Source organism: Chromobacterium sp. Beijing (genome assembly GCF_021496765.1).
In the GTDB taxonomy this organism is placed as follows: domain Bacteria; phylum Pseudomonadota; class Gammaproteobacteria; order Burkholderiales; family Chromobacteriaceae; genus Chromobacterium.
Window position 1 is genome coordinate 3103230 of the sequence record NZ_CP053750.1, and the last position, 17524, is coordinate 3120753.

The following is a 17524-nucleotide window of genomic DNA, read 5'->3' on the forward strand; positions in this document are numbered from 1 at the left end:
TAAGGGGCGCGAATCCGGCGCGGCGGCGATGCTTGCAGTGTAGCGCCCGCGGCCCGGCGGAGGCGAGCGCGCGGCAAAAAACGGCGCGCCGTCATCGGAGGGCGCGCCGTCTTCAACAAGCTCCAGCGTCTAAAGCCGTTCAGAGGCCCAGGCTGTCCAGCAAGGGCGAGGAGAACAGGCGGTAGGGGTCATACGTCGCCAGCGCCGCCTTGGCCGCATCCCAATTGGCCGCCGCCGGCTGGCCGGCGCGGAAGGCGTTGGGAATGGTCGTTTGCAGCATGGCGGAATCCGCCCACGCTGCCTGGTCGGTATAGCCCCAGCCCTTGGACCATTCCGGACGCACCGCCGCGTAGGAGCCGTTGAAATTGGCCTCAATCCACTGCTCTATCTCGCGATAGAACTGGTTGGCGTAAGGCGTGCCCGGCAGCGTCAGGATGTCCAGCCACACCGCGGCGTTCCATTCCGGATGGTCCGGCCGCGGGCGGATGGCGGACAAGGCCGGCGCCACGCCGCCGCTCAGCGCCACTTCGCTAGCATCGTCCAGCCCGGTCACGCGGATTTCCACCGGCCCGTTCATCGGATAGCGGCCCTGTTGCTGATAGGCCTGCACCCGCGCCTGATAGAAGGTGACGAACTCGTTGAGCACGCGCTGCACGTTTTCGCGGCGGGTCAGCACCGCGTAGCCGTTGGCGGTGACGCGCAAGGTGGTGGGCTTGACGTAGAGCAGCAGGTTTTTGGACCAGCCCCACAGGTCCCAGCTGGCCGTCGCCACCAGGCCGGCGCTGGCCGCGGCGAACTGCGCCTTGCCGAAGGCCGGCGTCAGCTTGCCGTCGCCCAGCGACAGAATCTTGTTGGCCAGATCGGTCACTTCGTCGGGCAGATTATCCGAGAAGGGGTAGTTGAACGGCTTGTCGGTCTGACGGGAGAACAGCGGCTTGTTCGGCGTCACCGTCCACACCTTGAGCCAGGGATTGCTGGTGAAGGGGAACCAGATCGCCTCCACCCGGCCGGCGCTGTCCAGATAGCTGGCGAAGGTGCGCCCGCCGCTGCCCGCCGCGGCGAACATTTCGGTATAGGGAATATTGAACCAGCTCTGACAGCGCAAGCGCTGGTTGGGCGCCGCCTGCAAAGTGGCCTCCACGATCAGCGAACGGCCCACGTGCGCCAGCAGCGGCGCGATCTGCGGATCGTTGCGGGCAAACTTGCGCAAGGCGTAGCTGCCGCTGGCCTTGTCGTAGACCACGGCGGTGAGGCTGAGCACCAGATTGCTGATCGAGCCGTAGCTGGCGCCGGCCAGGCGGCGTTCGCCCTTGGCCGGAATCGCGGTGCCGTGGCCGTTGATGGCCAGCACCCCGCCCAGGGTCAGATCCCCGGGCGCCGGCGCGGCGGTCACGCCCAGACCGGCCTTTTCCATTCCGGTGAGCAAGGCTTCCATGGTGATGCCGGCCTGGGCGGTGACCTTGGCCACCGGGCCCGAGGCGTCGACGGACATCGCGGTCAGATAGCGCGTGGTGTCCAGCAAGACCACCGCCGGGCAGCTGACGCCGGCGGCCAGCGTCAACGGCGACCAGTTGTGCATCATGCCGCGCGCGCGCACTTTGTAGCCGTTGTCCTTGGCCCAGTTGGCCACCTTCACCACTTCGTCCGCGGAACGCGGCGCGCAAGTCCAGACATCGTCCACCTTGATGTCGCCGGCCCAGTTTTTGAAGCTTTGCTTATATAGGGGAATGTCCGCCGGGAAGTTGTTGGGCTGGCTGCAAGTCAGCCTCGCCGCCATGATCCGCTCGGCCGGCAACCAGCCCGCCAAAGCCCCGGCGGAAGTCAATTTCAAGGCCCCGGTCAAAAAGTCGCGACGGCTGGCGGCCAATGGTTTTTCCGCATCATTCGAACTCATTTCAAAACTCCTCGCAAATGCAAAAGTAAAGATAAAAACAATACGAGTTAAACAAGCAACATTTAAACCGTATTCAGCAAGAATATTTGAAAATCAATAATGCGAATCGCTGCATCAGCTATCCCATTATCTTAATAGAATGACGCTATCATGTACCGCAAGTATTAAAAACCTGACTTATTTACCAGTTAAATTGCTTCACTAATTTAATTCACATCGGTGTAGATTTACGCGACACACAAGGCAGTACAAAAGCATATTTCGGCATAATACTTTCTAAATAAGATTGGAATAACTCAAATGAAAACCTTCCCGCTTACACGCCGGCAGCTGGAAATCTATTTTCATCAATCGTTATTCTCCGCGCCCGAACTGTTCAATATCGGCGGTTTCATCAAGATCCAGGGCGCTCTCGATATCGAAACCCTGCGAACCGCGCTCGTCTCCCTGATGGAACACACGCCGGCGTTGCGCATCGCCATAGACGAAGCCGGCGGTCAGCCGCGCCAAGTGCTCTGCCCGCGCCACCCTTGCCCGCTGACGGTGATAGACACCCGCGGCGAGGCGGACCCGGAGGCCGCGGCCAAGCAATGGACCGAGCGCGATTTCGCCCGCGCCTTCCCCTTCGACGGTCAAACGCCGCTGGCCGCCTACACCTTGCTACAGCACGGGGAAGAGGATTTCATCCTGTACGGCCGTTTCCACCACATCGCCTTCGACGGTTGGGCCATCGCCCGGCTCTACGGCGAGAAATGCCGCTACTACAACAGCCTGCGCCAAGGCCTGTCGCCGGAGCCGGCGTCGACGATGACGCCGGCCGAGCAGGTGGAGGAAGAGGATGGCTACTACGCGTCGCGCCATTACGAGAAAGACCGGCAATACTGGCAAGACAAGCTCGCCGGCTACTCAACCCGGCTGTTCGCCGACGCCGGCGGACAACTGGCCTGCGGTCAGCGCAGTTTCCAGCTATCGGCGGAAAGCTATAGCCGCATCGGCGAACTGGCCGCCGCGCACCAGGCCACCGTCTTCCACTTTTTCATCGGCCTGATCTACACCCACGCGCTGCGGGAATTCGGCGCCGACGATCTGCTGCTGGCGCTGCCCATCCTCAACCGCCGCAGCGCCTTGGCCAAGAACACCCCCGGCCTGTTCGCCAGCCTGTGCCCGCTGCGCTTGAAGCTGCGGCCGCACTGGAGCTTCGCCGAGCTGCTCAGCCTGATCCAGCGCGAACTGAGAGCCGACTTCCGCCATCACCGCTTCCCGATAGGCGAAACCGAAGGCCTTAGCCGGGACCGGCTGCCCTACGAAATCAGCCTGTCGTTTGAGAAGCACGATTACGACGCCATGTTCGACGGCACCGTCAGCAATATGACCGCGATGCGCGCCTTGTCGCAGCACTATCCGCTGAAGGTCTTCGTGCGCGAGGCGGACTCCCGCCAGCCGGTGAAAGTGGACCTTGATTACAATCTGGCCGGCTTCGCCGAGCTGGACGCCGCCGCCTTCATCGACGGCGTGGAGCCCTTGCTGCACAGCCTATTGCGCGATCCGCAGCAAACGCTGGCCAAGCCGCCGCGCGCCGCCGCCTTGCCCGCTTCCGTCGCGCCGCCGCATCCCGATCTTTGCGTCTGGTTCGAGCACGCCGCCCAGGCCTTCCCCGAGCGCGTCGCCGTCCAGGGCGACACCGCCGCGCTGCGCTATCGAGAACTGGACGCCCGCGCCAATCAATTGGCCCGGCAATTGCTCCAGCTCGGCGTGCTGCCGGAACAGCGCGTCGGACTCTGCTGCCAGCGCCAGCCGGATCTGCTGGTCGCCATCCTCGCCATCCTTAAAGCCGGCGCCGCCTATGTGCCGCTGGACCCCGGCTATCCCGCCGAGCGCCTGGAGTTCCTGGTCCGCGACAGCGCCATCCACGTTGTCGTCGGCGACGCCGAATCCGCCGACGCCCTGCCCGCCGGCCTGGCGCTGCGCTGGCTGGACGTCGCCATTTCGTCCGGCGACGCCGCGCCGCCGCCGCGCCGTCTGCATCCGCAGCAGGCCGCCTACGTCATCTACACCTCCGGCTCCACCGGCACCCCCAAGGGCTGCGTGGTCAGCCATCACAATGTGGTCCGATTGATCGCCGCCACCGCCGAGCGCTTCGCTTTCGGGCCCGACGATGTGTGGTCGCTGTTCCACTCCTATGCTTTTGATTTCTCGGTCTGGGAGATCTGGGGGCCGCTGCTGTTTGGCGGCACTTGCCTGGTGGTGCCTTATTGGGTGTCCCGCTCGCCGGAGGCCTTCGCCGGCTGGCTGCAACAGCACCGGGTCTCGGTGTTGAACCAGACCCCGGCCGCCTTCCGCCAGTTGATTCCCGCCGCCGCAGAGCACGCCTTGCCGGACTTGCGCCTGGTGATCTTCGGCGGCGAGGCGCTGGAGCTGGCCAGCCTGGAACCCTGGTTCCAACAACGCGGCGACCAGCGTCCCGAGCTGGTCAATATGTACGGCATCACCGAAACCACCGTGCACGTGACCGAGCGCGCCATCCGTCAGGCCGATCTCGACGCCCGTCGTGGCCAGGTCATCGGCCAGCCGATTCCCGATCTGGCCTTCCATCTGCTGGACCGCTTCCTGCAGCCGGTGCCCGTCGGCGTGCCCGGCGAGATCTATGTCGGCGGCCCCGGCGTCGCCCGTGGCTATTGGAACCGTCCGGCGCTGACCGCCTCCCGTTTCCTGCCCAATCCCTTCGCCGCCGACGGCTCCCGCCTGTACCGCTCCGGCGATCTGGCCCGCCGCCGCGCCGACGGCGAGATCGAATACCTGGGCCGCGCCGATCACCAGGTCAAGCTGCGCGGCTTCCGCATCGAGCTGGGCGAGATCGAGGCCGCGCTGTGCCGGCTGCCCGCGGTGCGCGAGGCGCTGGTGCTGCTGGACCGCCCCGCCGCCGGCGAACCGCGCCTGGTCGCCTACGCCGTCGGCGACGCCGAACCGGCCGCGCTGCGCGCCGCGCTGGCCGCCGAGCTGCCCGAGCACATGCTGCCCGCCGTCATCGTGGCGCTGGAGCGCTTCCCGCTGACCCATCACGGCAAGGTGGACCGCGCCGCGCTGCCGGCGCCGCAAGCGGCCAGCGCCGCCCTGCGCGTCGAAGCCCGCTCGGACGCCGAACGCGCGCTGGCCCAGATCTGGGCCGAGGTCCTCGCCGTGCCACTGCCCGGCATCGACGACAACTTCTTCGCCCTCGGCGGCGACTCCATCCTCTCCCTGCAAGTGGTCGCCCGCGCCCGCGACCAGGGCCTGGCCCTGAGCGTGCAAAAACTGTTCAGCCTGCCCACCGTCCGTCAGCTGTGCGAAGCGCCGGACGCGGCCGGCAACGACGAAGCCGCCGCGCGGCAAGCCTTCGCCCAGATAGCCCAAGCCGACCGGCTGCGCTTGCCCGACGATGTGATCGAAGCGCTGCCGATGTCGCGGCTGCAAGCCGGCATGCTGTTCCACAGCGAGCTGTCGCAAAACGGCGCCATCTTCCACGACATCTTCAGCTTCGACCTGCGCCTGCCCTGGGACGAGGCCGCCTGGCGCGCCGCCGTTCGCCGCCTGGCGGAACGCCACGCCGCGCTGCGCACCACCTTCCACTGGAACGCCTACTCGGAACCGCTGCAACTGATCCATCGCGACGGCGACATTCCCTTGAGCGTCGCCGACTTGCGCGCGCTGGCGCCCGAGGCGCAAAGCCGGGCGCTGGCCGACTTCGTCGCCGCGGAAAAAGCCCGGCCCTTCCAGCCGCAATCCCCACCGCTGCTGCGCCTCGCCCTGTTCCGGCTGGAAACCGGCCGCGCGCGGCTGACGCTGAGCTTCCATCACGCGATTCTGGACGGCTGGAGCGTGGCCACCCTGGTCACCGACTTGCTGCGGCTGGCCCGCCAGCCGGACAGCACAGCCGGCAGCGACGCGGCCGGCGCGCTGAGCGCGCTGTTCATCCAGCAAGAGAAACAGGCCGAGAAGGACCCGGCGCTGAAAGCGGCCTGGCAACGCCGGCTGGCCGGAACGGAAGCGTCCATCCTGCCCCGGCTGAGGCCTGCGCGCCCAGCCGCCGGCGCGCGCAGCGTCCGCCGCCTCAGCCGCATGCTGCCGGCCGAGCTGTCCTGCTCGCTGGACGCCGCCGCCGCGCGGCTGGCGCTGCCGCTCAAAACCGTGCTGCTGACCGCCCATCTGCGCGTGCTGGCGCTGCTGACCGGTTCCGCCGCCGCCAGCACCGGCTACGTCACCCACAGCCGCCCCGAGCGCGAAGACAGCGCCGCCGCGCTGGGCCTGTTCCTGAACACCCTGCCGCTGAACGTGGCGCTGCAAGCCGGCAGCTGGGCGCAATTGGCGCGCGGCGTCTTCGCCGAGGAAACCGCGCTGCAGCCCTTGCGCCGCCTGCCGCTGGCCGCCGTCATGCAACTGAATCAGGGGCGGCGCGGCTTCGAGGTCGGTTTCAACTACATCCACTTCCATGTCTACGGACAGGCGCTGCGCTTGCCGGAGGTGACGGTGGAAGGCGTGGAAGTGTTCGAGGAAACCGACTTCCCTTGCCTGGTGCAGTTCAGCCGCGACCCCCGCGACCAGGGCCTGGAGCTGACGCTGGCCTGGGACGAGGCGGAATTCGACGCGCCGCAGATCGAAGACATGGCCGCCTATCTGCAACAAGCGCTGACGGCGCTGGCCGCCGACCCGGACGCCGACTGGCTGGCCGCGCCGCTGCTGAACGCAGAGCAAACCGCCCAGGCCCTGGGCCCGACGCCTCTCGCCGTCGCGCCGCCGCATCCCGATCTGTGCAGCTGGTTCGAGCACGCCGCCCAGGCCTTCCCCGAGCGCGTCGCCGTCCAGGGCGACAGCGCCGCGCTGCGCTACCGCGAACTGGACGCCCGCGCCAATCAGCTGGCCCGCCAATTGCTCCAGCTCGGCGTGCTGCCCGAGCAACGCGTCGGACTCTGCTGCCAGCGCCAGCCGGATCTGCTGGTCGCCATTCTCGCCATCCTCAAGGCCGGCGCCGCCTATGTGCCGCTGGACCCCGGCTATCCTGCCGAGCGCCTGGAGTTCCTGGTCCACGACAGCGCCATCCATGTCGTCGTTGGCGACGCCGAATCCGCCGACGCCCTGCCCGCCGGCCTGGCGCTGCGCTGGCTGGACGTCGCCATTTCGTCCGGCGACGACACCCCGCCGCCGCGCCGTCTGCATCCGCAGCAGGCCGCCTACGTCATCTATACCTCCGGCTCCACCGGCACCCCCAAGGGCTGCGTGGTCAGCCATCACAATGTGGTCCGATTGATCGCCGCCACCGCCGAGCGTTTCGCTTTCGGGCCCGATGATGTGTGGTCGCTGTTCCACTCCTATGCCTTCGATTTCTCGGTCTGGGAGATCTGGGGACCGCTGCTGTTTGGCGGCACTTGCCTGGTGGTGCCTTATTGGGTGTCCCGCTCGCCCGAGGCCTTCGCCGGCTGGCTGCAACAGCACCGGGTGTCGGTGTTGAACCAGACCCCGGCCGCCTTCCGCCAGCTGATTCCCGCCGCCGCCGCTCACGCCTTGCCGGACTTGCGCCTGGTGATCTTCGGCGGCGAGGCGCTGGAGCTGGCCAGCCTGGAGCCCTGGTTCCAACAACGCGGCGACCAGCGTCCCGAGCTGGTCAATATGTACGGCATCACCGAAACCACCGTGCACGTGACCGAGCGCGTCATCCGTCAGGCCGATCTCGACGCCCGTCGCGGCCAGGTCATCGGCCAGCCGATTCCCGATCTGGCCTTCCATCTGCTGGACCGCTTTCTGCAGCCGGTGCCCGTCGGCGTGCCCGGCGAGATCTATGTCGGCGGCCCCGGCGTCGCTCGCGGCTACTGGAACCGCCCGGCGCTGACCGCCTCCCGCTTCCTACCCAATCCCTTTGCCGCCGACGGCTCCCGTCTGTATCGCTCTGGCGATCTGGCCCGCCGCCGCGCCGACGGCGAAATCGAATACCTGGGCCGTGCCGATCATCAGGTCAAGCTGCGCGGCTTCCGCATTGAGCTGGGCGAGATCGAAGCCGCGCTGTGCCGGCTGCCCGCGGTGCGCGAGGCGCTGGTGCTGCTGGACCGCCCCGCCGCCGGCGAGCCGCGGCTGGTCGCCTACGCCGTCGGCGACGCCGAACCGGCCGCGCTGCGCGCCGCGCTGGCCGCCGAGCTGCCCGAACACATGCTGCCCGCCGTCATCGTGACGCTGGAGCGTTTCCCGCTGACCCATCACGGCAAGGTGGACCGCGCCGCGCTGCCCGCGCCGGAGCCGCTGGCCCGGCGCGCCTTCGAAGCGCCGCGCACGCCCAGCGAATACCTGGTGGCCGAAGCCTTCGCCGAGCTCTTGCAGCTGCCGCAAGTCAGCCGCGACGAAAGCTTCTTCGAGCTGGGCGGCGACTCCATCCTGGCGGTGCGCGCCGCCAACCGGCTGCGCGAGCGCCTGGGCGTGCCGCTGCCGCTGCGCCTCTTGTTCGAACATCCGCGCGCGGCGGAACTGGCGCAAGCCGCCGACGCGCTGCGCGGCCAGGCCTCGGCCGCCGCGCCGGTGCGGCCGGCGCGCCGCCAACTGGCGCGCGTCACGCCCGGCGCCGACGGCGACACCTCATTCCAGCAGTCCAAGCAAGGCCAACCATGAACGCAATCGACGCCCACGCCTCTTTCGACGCCTATGTTTTCCCGCAATCCGGCGCCCAGCGCCGCTTATGGACGCTGACCGACCTTGAGCCGGACTCCACCGCCTACCACATCCCGCTGGCCCTGCGCCTGCGCGGCGCGCTGGACGCCGACGCGCTGCAAGCCGCGCTGGGCGCCCTGGTGGCGCGCCACGAGATCCTGCGCACCCAATACGATCTGATCGACGGCGAACCCTGCCAATTGATCCGCCCGGAAGCCGGCTGCGAACTGCCGCGCAGCGCCTGCGACGAGGCCGTCCTGGCGGCGCTGCTGCGCGCGGAAGCCGCCCTGCGCTTTGATTTGCGGCGCGATCCGGTGATCCGGGTGCGCCTGTTCGTCCTCGGCCCGCAACACCATGTGCTGTCCATCGTGATCCATCACATCGCCTGCGACGGCTGGTCGCTGGGCGTGCTGGTGCGCGAGCTGGGCGCGCTCTATCCGGCGCTGGCCGCCGGCCTGCCCGCGCCGGCCCTGCCCGAGGCGCTGCAATACGCCGATTTCTCGGAATGGGAACGCGAAACCCGCGTCCAAGACGACGAGGCCTTGAGCTACTGGCGCGAACGGCTGGCCGGCCTGGACGGCGAGATGGAGCTGCCCGGCGATTACGCCGCCGGCCCAAGCCGGAGCGAAGCCGCCGGCCACGTCAGCCTGACGCTGCCGGCCGCGCTGACCGAGGCGCTGCGCGTCCAGGCCCGCGCCGCCGACGCCACCTTGTTCATGGCCCTGCTGTCCGGCTTCCAGGCGCTGCTGCAGCGGCTGAGCGGACGCGAGGACATCTGCGTCGGCAGCCCGGTGGCCAACCGCGACCGCGCCGAGTTCGAACAAACCCTGGGCTTCTTCGTCAACACCCTGATCCTGCGCCAGGATTTGAGCGGCGCGCCCAGCTTCGCCCAATTGCTGGCGCGCAACCGCGCCGCCTGCCTGGACGCCTTCGCCCATCAGCACGCGCCCTTCGATCAAGTGGTGAAGCTGGCCGGCCCGCGCTCCCAGGCGCAGGACGCGCCGTTCCGCGCCTTGTTCGCGCTGCAGAACGCGCCGCTGGGCCGCCTGGACTGGCAGGGCGTGGAGGCGGAAGCGCTGCCGTTGTTTCCCGCCGACGCCAAGTTCGACCTGAGCCTGATGCTGGAGCCGGACGGCGACGGCCTGCGCGCCACGCTGGAATACCGCGCCGGCCTGATCGGCGCCGACACCGCCGCCCGCTGGCTGGAACACTATCGCCAGCTATTGCAGGCGGCGACGGCGCAGCCGGATTGCCCGCTGGCCCGGCTGCCGCTGCTGAACGCCGAACAAGCCGCCCAGGCCCTGGGCCCGACGCCTCTCGTCGTCGCGCCGCCGCATCCCGATCTTTGCGCCTGGTTCGAGCATGCCGCCCAGGCCTTCCCCGAGCGTATCGCCGTCCAGGGCGACACCGCCGCGCTGCGCTATCGAGAACTGGACGCCCGCGCCAATCAATTGGCCCGGCAATTGCTCCAGCTCGGCGTGCTGCCGGAACAGCGCGTCGGACTCTGCTGCCAGCGCCAGCCGGATCTGCTGGTCGCCATCCTCGCCATCCTTAAAGCCGGCGCCGCCTATGTGCCGCTGGACCCCGGCTATCCCGCCGAGCGCCTGGAGTTCCTGGTCCGCGACAGCGCCATCCACGTTGTCGTCGGCGACGCCGAATCCGCCGACGCCCTGCCCGCCGGCCTGGCGCTGCGCTGGCTGGACGTCGCCATTTCGTCCGGCGACGCCGCGCCGCCGCCGCGCCGTCTGCATCCGCAGCAGGCCGCCTACGTCATCTACACCTCCGGCTCCACCGGCACCCCCAAGGGCTGCGTGGTCAGCCATCACAATGTGGTCCGATTGATCGCCGCCACCGCCGAGCGCTTCGCTTTCGGGCCCGACGATGTGTGGTCGCTGTTCCACTCCTATGCTTTTGATTTCTCGGTCTGGGAGATCTGGGGGCCGCTGCTGTTTGGCGGCACTTGCCTGGTGGTGCCTTATTGGGTGTCCCGCTCGCCGGAGGCCTTCGCCGGCTGGCTGCAACAGCACCGGGTCTCGGTGTTGAACCAGACCCCGGCCGCCTTCCGCCAGTTGATTCCCGCCGCCGCAGAGCACGCCTTGCCGGACTTGCGCCTGGTGATCTTCGGCGGCGAGGCGCTGGAGCTGGCCAGCCTGGAGCCCTGGTTCCAACAACGCGGCGATCAGCGTCCCGAGCTGGTCAATATGTACGGCATCACCGAAACCACCGTCCACGTGACCGAGCGCGCCATCCGTCAGGCCGATCTCGACGCTCGCCGTGGGCAGGTGATCGGCCAGCCGATTGCCGATCTGGCCTTCCATCTGCTGGACCGCTTCCTGCAGCCGGTGCCCGTCGGCGTGCCTGGCGAGATTTATGTCGGCGGACCCGGCGTCGCTCGCGGCTATTGGAACCGTCCGGCGCTGACCGCTTCCCGTTTCCTGCCCAATCCCTTCGCCGCCGACGGCTCCCGCCTGTATCGCTCCGGCGATCTGGCCCGCCGCCGCGCCGACGGCGAAATCGAATACCTGGGCCGCGCCGATCATCAGGTCAAGCTGCGCGGCTTCCGCATTGAGCTGGGCGAAATCGAAGCCGCGCTGTGCCGGCTGCCCGCGGTGCGCGAGGCGCTGGTGCTGCTGGACCGCCCCGCCGCCGGCGAACCGCGGCTGGTCGCCTACGCCGTCGGCGACGCCGAGCCGGCCGCCTTGCGCGCCGCGCTGGCCGCCGAGCTGCCCGAACACATGCTGCCCGCCGTCATCGTGGCGCTGGAGCGCTTTCCGCTGACCCATCACGGCAAGGTGGACCGCGCCGCGTTGCCCGCGCCGCAAGCGCTCAGCGCCGCCTTGCGCGTCGAAGCCCGCTCGGACGCCGAACGCGCGCTGGCCCAGATCTGGGCCGAGGTCCTCGCCGTGCCGCTGCCCGGCATCGACGACAACTTCTTCGCCCTCGGCGGCGATTCCATCCTCTCCCTGCAAGTGGTCGCCCGCGCCCGCGCGCAAGGCCTGGCGCTGAGTCCGCGCCAGCTGCTGCTGGAGCCCAGCATCCGCCAGCTGGCCGCCGCGCTCAGCACGGCGGCGGCCGAGGAAGATGCCGCGGCCGCCGGTCCGCTGCCGGCCACGCCCATCCAGCGCTGGTTCGCCGGCCAGGAGCTGGCCGAGCCGCGGCATTGGAACCAGGCGCTGGCGCTGCAACTGGCCCGCCCCGTGGACGCGGCCCGGCTGCAAGCCGCGCTCGACGCCGTGGCCGCGCGCCACGACGCCTTCCGCCTGCGCTTCGCGCCGGAGCCGGCGCTGGCCGAGGCGGCCGGCGGCTGGCCCTGCCGCGAACTGGAGCTGGCGGACGAGAGCGAGGAAGCCGCGCGCGCGGCGATAGAACAGGCCCAGCGCCAGCTGGACCCGGACGCCGGCCCGCTGGCCCGCGCGCTCTTGCTGCGCCGCGGCCGGCAAGCGCCGCTGCTGGCGCTGATCGTCCACCATCTGGCGGTGGACGCGGTGTCCTGGGGCATTCTGCTGGACGATCTGACGCAAGCGCTGGACGCGCTGACGCGCGGCGAAGCCCCTCGGCTCGCCGCCGTGCCCGCCAACTGGCGGCGCTGGGCGGAGCGGCAGCGGGCCGACGCCGCCGCGGCGGACCCCGCGCCCTGGCTCGGCCAGGCCGCGGCCGGCTTCCCGACGCTGCGCCGCGACTTCGCTGCGCCGGCGGCCAATACCGAAGCCGCCTCGCGGCTGCTCAGCCGCGAGCTGGACGCGGCCTTGACCGGCCGCCTGCTGGCCGCCGGCGCCCGCGCCGCTGGACAGCGCGTCAGCGCCCTGCTGCTCTTGGCCTTATGGCGCGCGCTGGCCTCCCGGCTGGACGCGCCGCGCTTCGCGGTGACGCTGGAACACCACGGCCGCGACGCGGAATCCGGCCTGGACCTGTCCCGCACCATGGGCTGGTTCACTGCGCTGTATCCGCTGAGCGTGGCCGGCGACGCCGCCGCCGGCGCGGCCGAACTCTTGGCCGCCATCGCCGCGCCCTTGTCGCTGTTGACCCCCATCGCGCCGGAATACGGCCAGGCGCGCTGGCTGGGGCCGGACAAAGAGGCGCGCCGGCGGCTGGACGCGGCCGGCCTGCCGGAAATCAGCTTCAATTACCTGGGCGCGCCGCGCGGCGTCGACAACGCCTGGTTCCAACTGCGGCCCGAGCTGATTGCCGGCGAACGCGCCGCCGCCAACCTGCGCCCCTTCGCGCTGGACCTGGTGCTGGTGGTGCTGGACGGCAGGCTGCGCGTGGACTGGCGCTACCCCGGCGGCCAGTTCGAAGCGGCCACCGTCGCCGGCTGGGCCGACGCCTTCGCCCGCGAACTCGCGCTGGCGCTGGACGAGATCGAGGCCGCGCCGCTGCTGGCCGCTGATTACCCGCTGGCGCGGCTGGAGCAGGCCGCCGTGGAGGAGCTGGCGCGCCGGAACGGCCCTTTCGACGACCTCTATCCGCTGTCCCCGCTGCAACAGGGCATGCTGTTCCACAGCGTGGCCGACGCCGCCGACGGCGCTTATCTGGAACAGCTCAGCAGCGTGGTCAACGGCCCGCTGGACCCGGACGCCTTCGCCGAGGCCTGGCGCGCGATGCTGGCGCGCCATCCGCTGCTGCGCTCCGGCTTCCACTGGCAGGGCCTGGCCCAGCCGCTGCAGGCGGCGATGCGCGCGGCGCCGCTGCCGATCAGCCGGCTGGACTGGTCCGGCCTGGCCGAGCCCGAGGCCGCGCTGGCCGACTATCTGGCCGCCGACGCCGCGCGGCCGTTCGCGCTGGACGCCGCGCCGCTGATGCGGCTGGCGCTGATCCGCCTGGGCCAGGACCGCTGGCGCTGGATCTGGAGCTATCACCACCTGCTGCTGGACGGCTGGTCGCTGCCGCTGTTCTTCCGCGAGCTGCTGACCCTGTACCGCGCGCTCAGCCGCGGCGAGACCCCGGCCCTGCCGCCGGCGCGGCCGTTCTCCGCCTATATCGGCTGGCTGGACCGCGCCGGCCGCCGCGCCCGCTCGGACGAGCGCTTCTGGCGCCGCTATTTCTCCGGGCTGGAACAGCCCACCCTGCTCGCCGGCCCCGCCGGCGGCGGCGCCGACTTCGTCGAGCGGGAAATCCGGCTGTCGCCGGAGTGGAGCGCGCGCGCCGCCGCCGCGATGCAGGCTTGCGCCAGCACGCTGAACACCCTGTTCCAAGCCGCCTGGGCGCTGACCCTGGCGCGCAGCGGCCACGGCGAGGACATCGTGTTCGGCGCGGCCCTGTCCGGCCGCAACGGCGATCTGCCCGGCATAGGCGAAATGATAGGGCTGTTCATCAACACCCTGCCCTTGCGGGTGCGGCTCAACCCGGCCGCCGACGCGCGCGTGCTGCTGGCCCAGGTGCAGGCCGATCAGGCCCGGGTGCAGGACTACGCCCACAACCGGCTGGTGGACGTCCAGCGCTGGGCCGGCCGCGACAACGCCCAGTTGTTCGACTCCCTGCTGGTCTTCGAGAACTACCCCGCCGACGCGCTGCTGCGCGACGAGGCCGCCGGCCTAGGCTTTGAAACGCCGCGCTTCAGCGAACACACCAACTACCCGCTGACGCTGGCCGTGATCCCCGGCGCGGCCCTGACCGTCAAGCTCACCTTCGACCGCAGCCGCGTCGCCGACGCGGCGGCCGAGGAATTGCTGCAACGCTGGCTTGCGGTGGCGGAACGCATGGTCGCCGCGCCGGACGCCGCCGTCGCCTCCATCGAGCTGCTGCCCGCGGACACGCGGCGGGCGCGGATCGCCGACGCCGCCCGGCCGCCGCTGGCCTCGCCGGAACTGGCGCAGCGCCTGTTCGAGCGCCAGGCCGCCGCCGCGCCGCGCGCGCCTGCTCTGCTGGACGAGAACGGCGCGCTCGATTACGCCGGACTGGAGCGCCGCGCCAACCAACTGGCCCACCGGCTGCAAGCGCTGGGCGCCGGCCCGGAAACCGTGGTGGGCGTGCTGCTGCCGCGCGGCGCGGACGCGGTGACGGCGCTGCTGGCCACGCTGAAGGCCGGCGCCGTCTATCTGCCGCTGGACCCGGCCTATCCGGCCGAACGGCTGGACTATATGCTGGCCGACAGCGGCGCCGCCATCCTGCTCAGCGAAACGCGCCTGCTGCCGACGCTGAGCCGGTTGCCGGCCAAGCTGCTCTTGCTGGATCAAGCTCCTGACGCTGCTGACGCCGCGCAGGATGCCGCGCCGCCCTGCGCCGCCGGCATCGACAATCTGGCCTATCTGATCTACACCTCAGGCTCCACCGGCTGGCCCAAGGGCGTGGGCGTCAGCCATCGCGGCGTCGCCAACCTCTGCCGCGCCCAATGCGAGGTTTTTCAGGTGGACGCCGGCAGCCGCGTCTATCAGTTCGCCCCGCTGAGCTTCGACGCCTCGGTGTCGGAAATCTTCATGGCCCTGGGCAGCGGCGCGGCCCTGTGCCTGCCGGAAGCCGACGCCGCTCAAGACCCGGCCGGCGCACTGCGCCGCGCCGCGCGGCGTCACGGCCTGACCCACGCCACCCTGCCGCCGGCGCTGCTGGCGGCGCTGGAGCAAGACGACCTGCCCGGCCTGCGCACCCTGATCTCCGCCGGCGAAACCGCCGCGCCCGGCCTGCTGGCGCGCTGGGCCGCCAAGCGCCGCGTGGTCAACGCCTACGGCCCGACCGAGGCCACGGTCTGCGCCAGCATGCAGGCCTGCGACGCGCTCGAGCCGCTGCCGTCCATAGGCCGCGGCATGGCCGGCGTCCGCCTCTATCTGCTGGACCGCTGGGGCGGCCTGGTGCCGCCCGGCGTGCCCGGCGAGCTGCACATCGGCGGCGAGGCGCTGGCGCGCGGCTATATCGGCCAGCCCGGCCGCACCGCCGCCAGCTTCGTGCCGGACGCGGTGTCCGGCCTGCCCGGCGCGCGGCTGTACCGCAGCGGCGACCTGGGAGAATACCTGCCCGACGGCGGCATCCGCTTCCTGGGCCGCGCCGGCGGCCAGGTCAAGCACCGCGGCTACCGCATCGAGCTGGACGGCGTCGCCGCCGCGCTCAGCGCCCATCCGGACGTGGACGAGGCGCTGGCGCTGATCCGCCGGGACGGCGAGCGCCCCCAGCTGCTGGCCTACGCCCGGCTCAAGCCGGAGGCCGCCGCCGACGCCGCCGCGCTGCGCGAACACCTGGCCGCCCGGCTGCCGGCCCACGAGCTGCCGCAGGCCATCCTGATCCTGCGCCAATGGCCGCTGACCCCGGCCGGCAAGATAGACCGCGCGGCGCTGCCGTCGCCGGAAGACGCCGCGCCGGACGCGCCGGACGCGGACGCCGCACTGAGCCCGGCCGAGGCCGCGCTGCTGGAGATCTGGCGCTCGGCGCTGGGACGCGGCGGCATCGGCGTTCACGACAATTATTTCGCCGCCGGCGGCGATTCCATCCTGGCCCTGCAAATCGTCTCGCGCGCCAAGCAGGCCGGTTTCGACATCGAGCCGCGCGCGCTGTTCGCCCATCCCACGGTGGCCGGACTGGCGGCGGTGGCCGGCGCGACAGCGCGGCGGACCCACATCGAGGAGCCGGAACAGGCCGAGGCGCCGCTGGCGCCCATCCAGCGCTGGTTCCTGCAACAAGACTGGCCCGCGCCGCAGCACTGGAACCTCAGCCTGCGCCTGAGCCTGGACGCCGCCGCGGACCCGGCCGCGCTGCGGGCGGCGCTGACGGCCGTGGCCCTGCGGCACGACGCGCTGCGCCTGAGGCTGCGCCGCGAGCCCGACGGCGGCTGGAGCCAGCATTACGGCCCGCGCGCCGCGCCGCCGCTTGAAACGCTGAGCCTGCGGGAAACGGAAGCGGCCGCGCGCGAGGCGGAGCTGCAAGCCCACGGCGCGCGCTTGCAAGCCTCGCTGGATCTGGAGCGCGGCCCGCTGCTGCGCGCCGTGCTGATCGAGGCCGGGCCGGACGGCCGCCCCGAACTGCTGCTGATCGCCCACCACTGGGTGCTGGACGTGGTGTCCTGGCGCATTCTGCTGGACGACCTGGACCAGGCCTACGGCCAGGCCGCGGACGGCGTAGAGATCTCGCTGCCGCCGGTGGCCGTCAGCTACCGGGCCTGGGCGCGCTCGCTGGCCGACGCCGCGCCCGCGCTGGCCGGCGAACTCGGCTATTGGCGCGCCGCCGTCGCCCCGCTGGCCGCGCCGCCCGGACTCTGCGCCGTCGGCCGCGTGGCGGAGCGCCGCCGCGCGACGATCAGCCTGGACGCCGACGCCAGCGCCGCGCTGCTGGAAGGCGGCGCGGAACGCTACCGCGCCCAGCCGCAGGAACTGCTGCTGGCGGCGCTGACCCTGGCCTGGCGCCGGCTGAGCGGCCTGCCCGCGCTCGCCCTGGATCTGGAAAACCACGGCCGCGGCGCGGCGGCCGGCCCCGCGCCCGATCTGTCGCGCAGCGTGGGCTGGTTCACCTGCCTGCACCCGCTGCGCATAGAACCGGCCGGCGACGGCTGGGAGCCGGCGGCGGCGGCGGCCAAGGCCGCGCTGCGCGGCGTGCCCGGCGGCGGCGTCGGCTTCGGCGCGCTGCGCTATCTGGGCGATCCGGCCCAGGCCGCCGCGCTGGACCAGGCGCCGCCTCGGCCGCTCAGCTTCAACTATCTGGGCCGGCTGGACGACGCCGCCGACGGCGTGCTGCCGCGGCTGCGCGCGCGGCTGTCGGCGCGGGAGGCCGGACCGGCGCAAGACCCGCGCCAGCGGCTGCCGCACGCCGTCGCCGTCAACGCCCGCATCGAGAAAGGCCGCCTGCGGCTGGACTTCGACTACGCCGACGCCCACGACACCCCGGCCCTGGCCGAACAGTGCCGACTGGCGCTGGAAGAACTGGCCGCGCTCTGCCGCGCCGGCGGCCTGCCCGCCATCGCCTACCACACCTCGGACTTCGCCGGCGTCGCGCTGGAAGAGAACGAATTGGCCGCCTTGCTGGACGACCTCACCGACATAGAATGAC

3 protein-coding genes are annotated in these 17524 nt (G+C 70.8%); 2 read left to right on the forward strand and 1 reads right to left on the reverse strand.

What is annotated here, in order from left to right:
• Positions 1-139: 139 nt before the first annotated feature.
• A complete protein-coding gene (locus HQN78_RS14465; protein WP_235084495.1) occupies positions 140-1894 on the reverse strand; it encodes a cholesterol oxidase substrate-binding domain-containing protein in 1755 nt (584 codons plus the stop codon).
• Positions 1895-2194: 300 nt separating this feature from the next.
• Between HQN78_RS14465 and HQN78_RS14470 the strand changes: the two genes are divergently transcribed.
• Together HQN78_RS14470 and HQN78_RS14475 are read left to right on the forward strand one after the other, a co-directional pair.
• Positions 2195-8521: a non-ribosomal peptide synthetase gene (locus HQN78_RS14470; RefSeq protein WP_235084500.1), complete on the forward strand. Its 6327-nt coding sequence runs from the start codon at positions 2195-2197 to the stop codon at positions 8519-8521.
• Positions 8518-17523 carry a non-ribosomal peptide synthetase gene (locus tag HQN78_RS14475; RefSeq protein ID WP_235084504.1) on the forward strand — a complete coding sequence of 3002 codons (9006 nt, stop codon included), beginning with the start codon at positions 8518-8520 and terminating at the stop codon, positions 17521-17523. Before HQN78_RS14470 ends, HQN78_RS14475 begins: the two co-directional genes overlap by 4 nt.
• Position 17524: the final 1 nt, after the last annotated feature.

Excerpts from the sequence above, each read along its gene's own strand:
- HQN78_RS14465 (WP_235084495.1), bottom strand. The coding sequence starts at position 1,894 with ATGAGTTCGAATGATGCGGAAAAACCATTGGCCGCCAGCCGTCGCGAC.
- HQN78_RS14470 (WP_235084500.1), top strand. The coding sequence starts at position 2,195 with ATGAAAACCTTCCCGCTTACACGCCGGCAGCTGGAAATCTATTTTCAT.
- HQN78_RS14475 (WP_235084504.1), top strand. The coding sequence starts at position 8,518 with ATGAACGCAATCGACGCCCACGCCTCTTTCGACGCCTATGTTTTCCCG.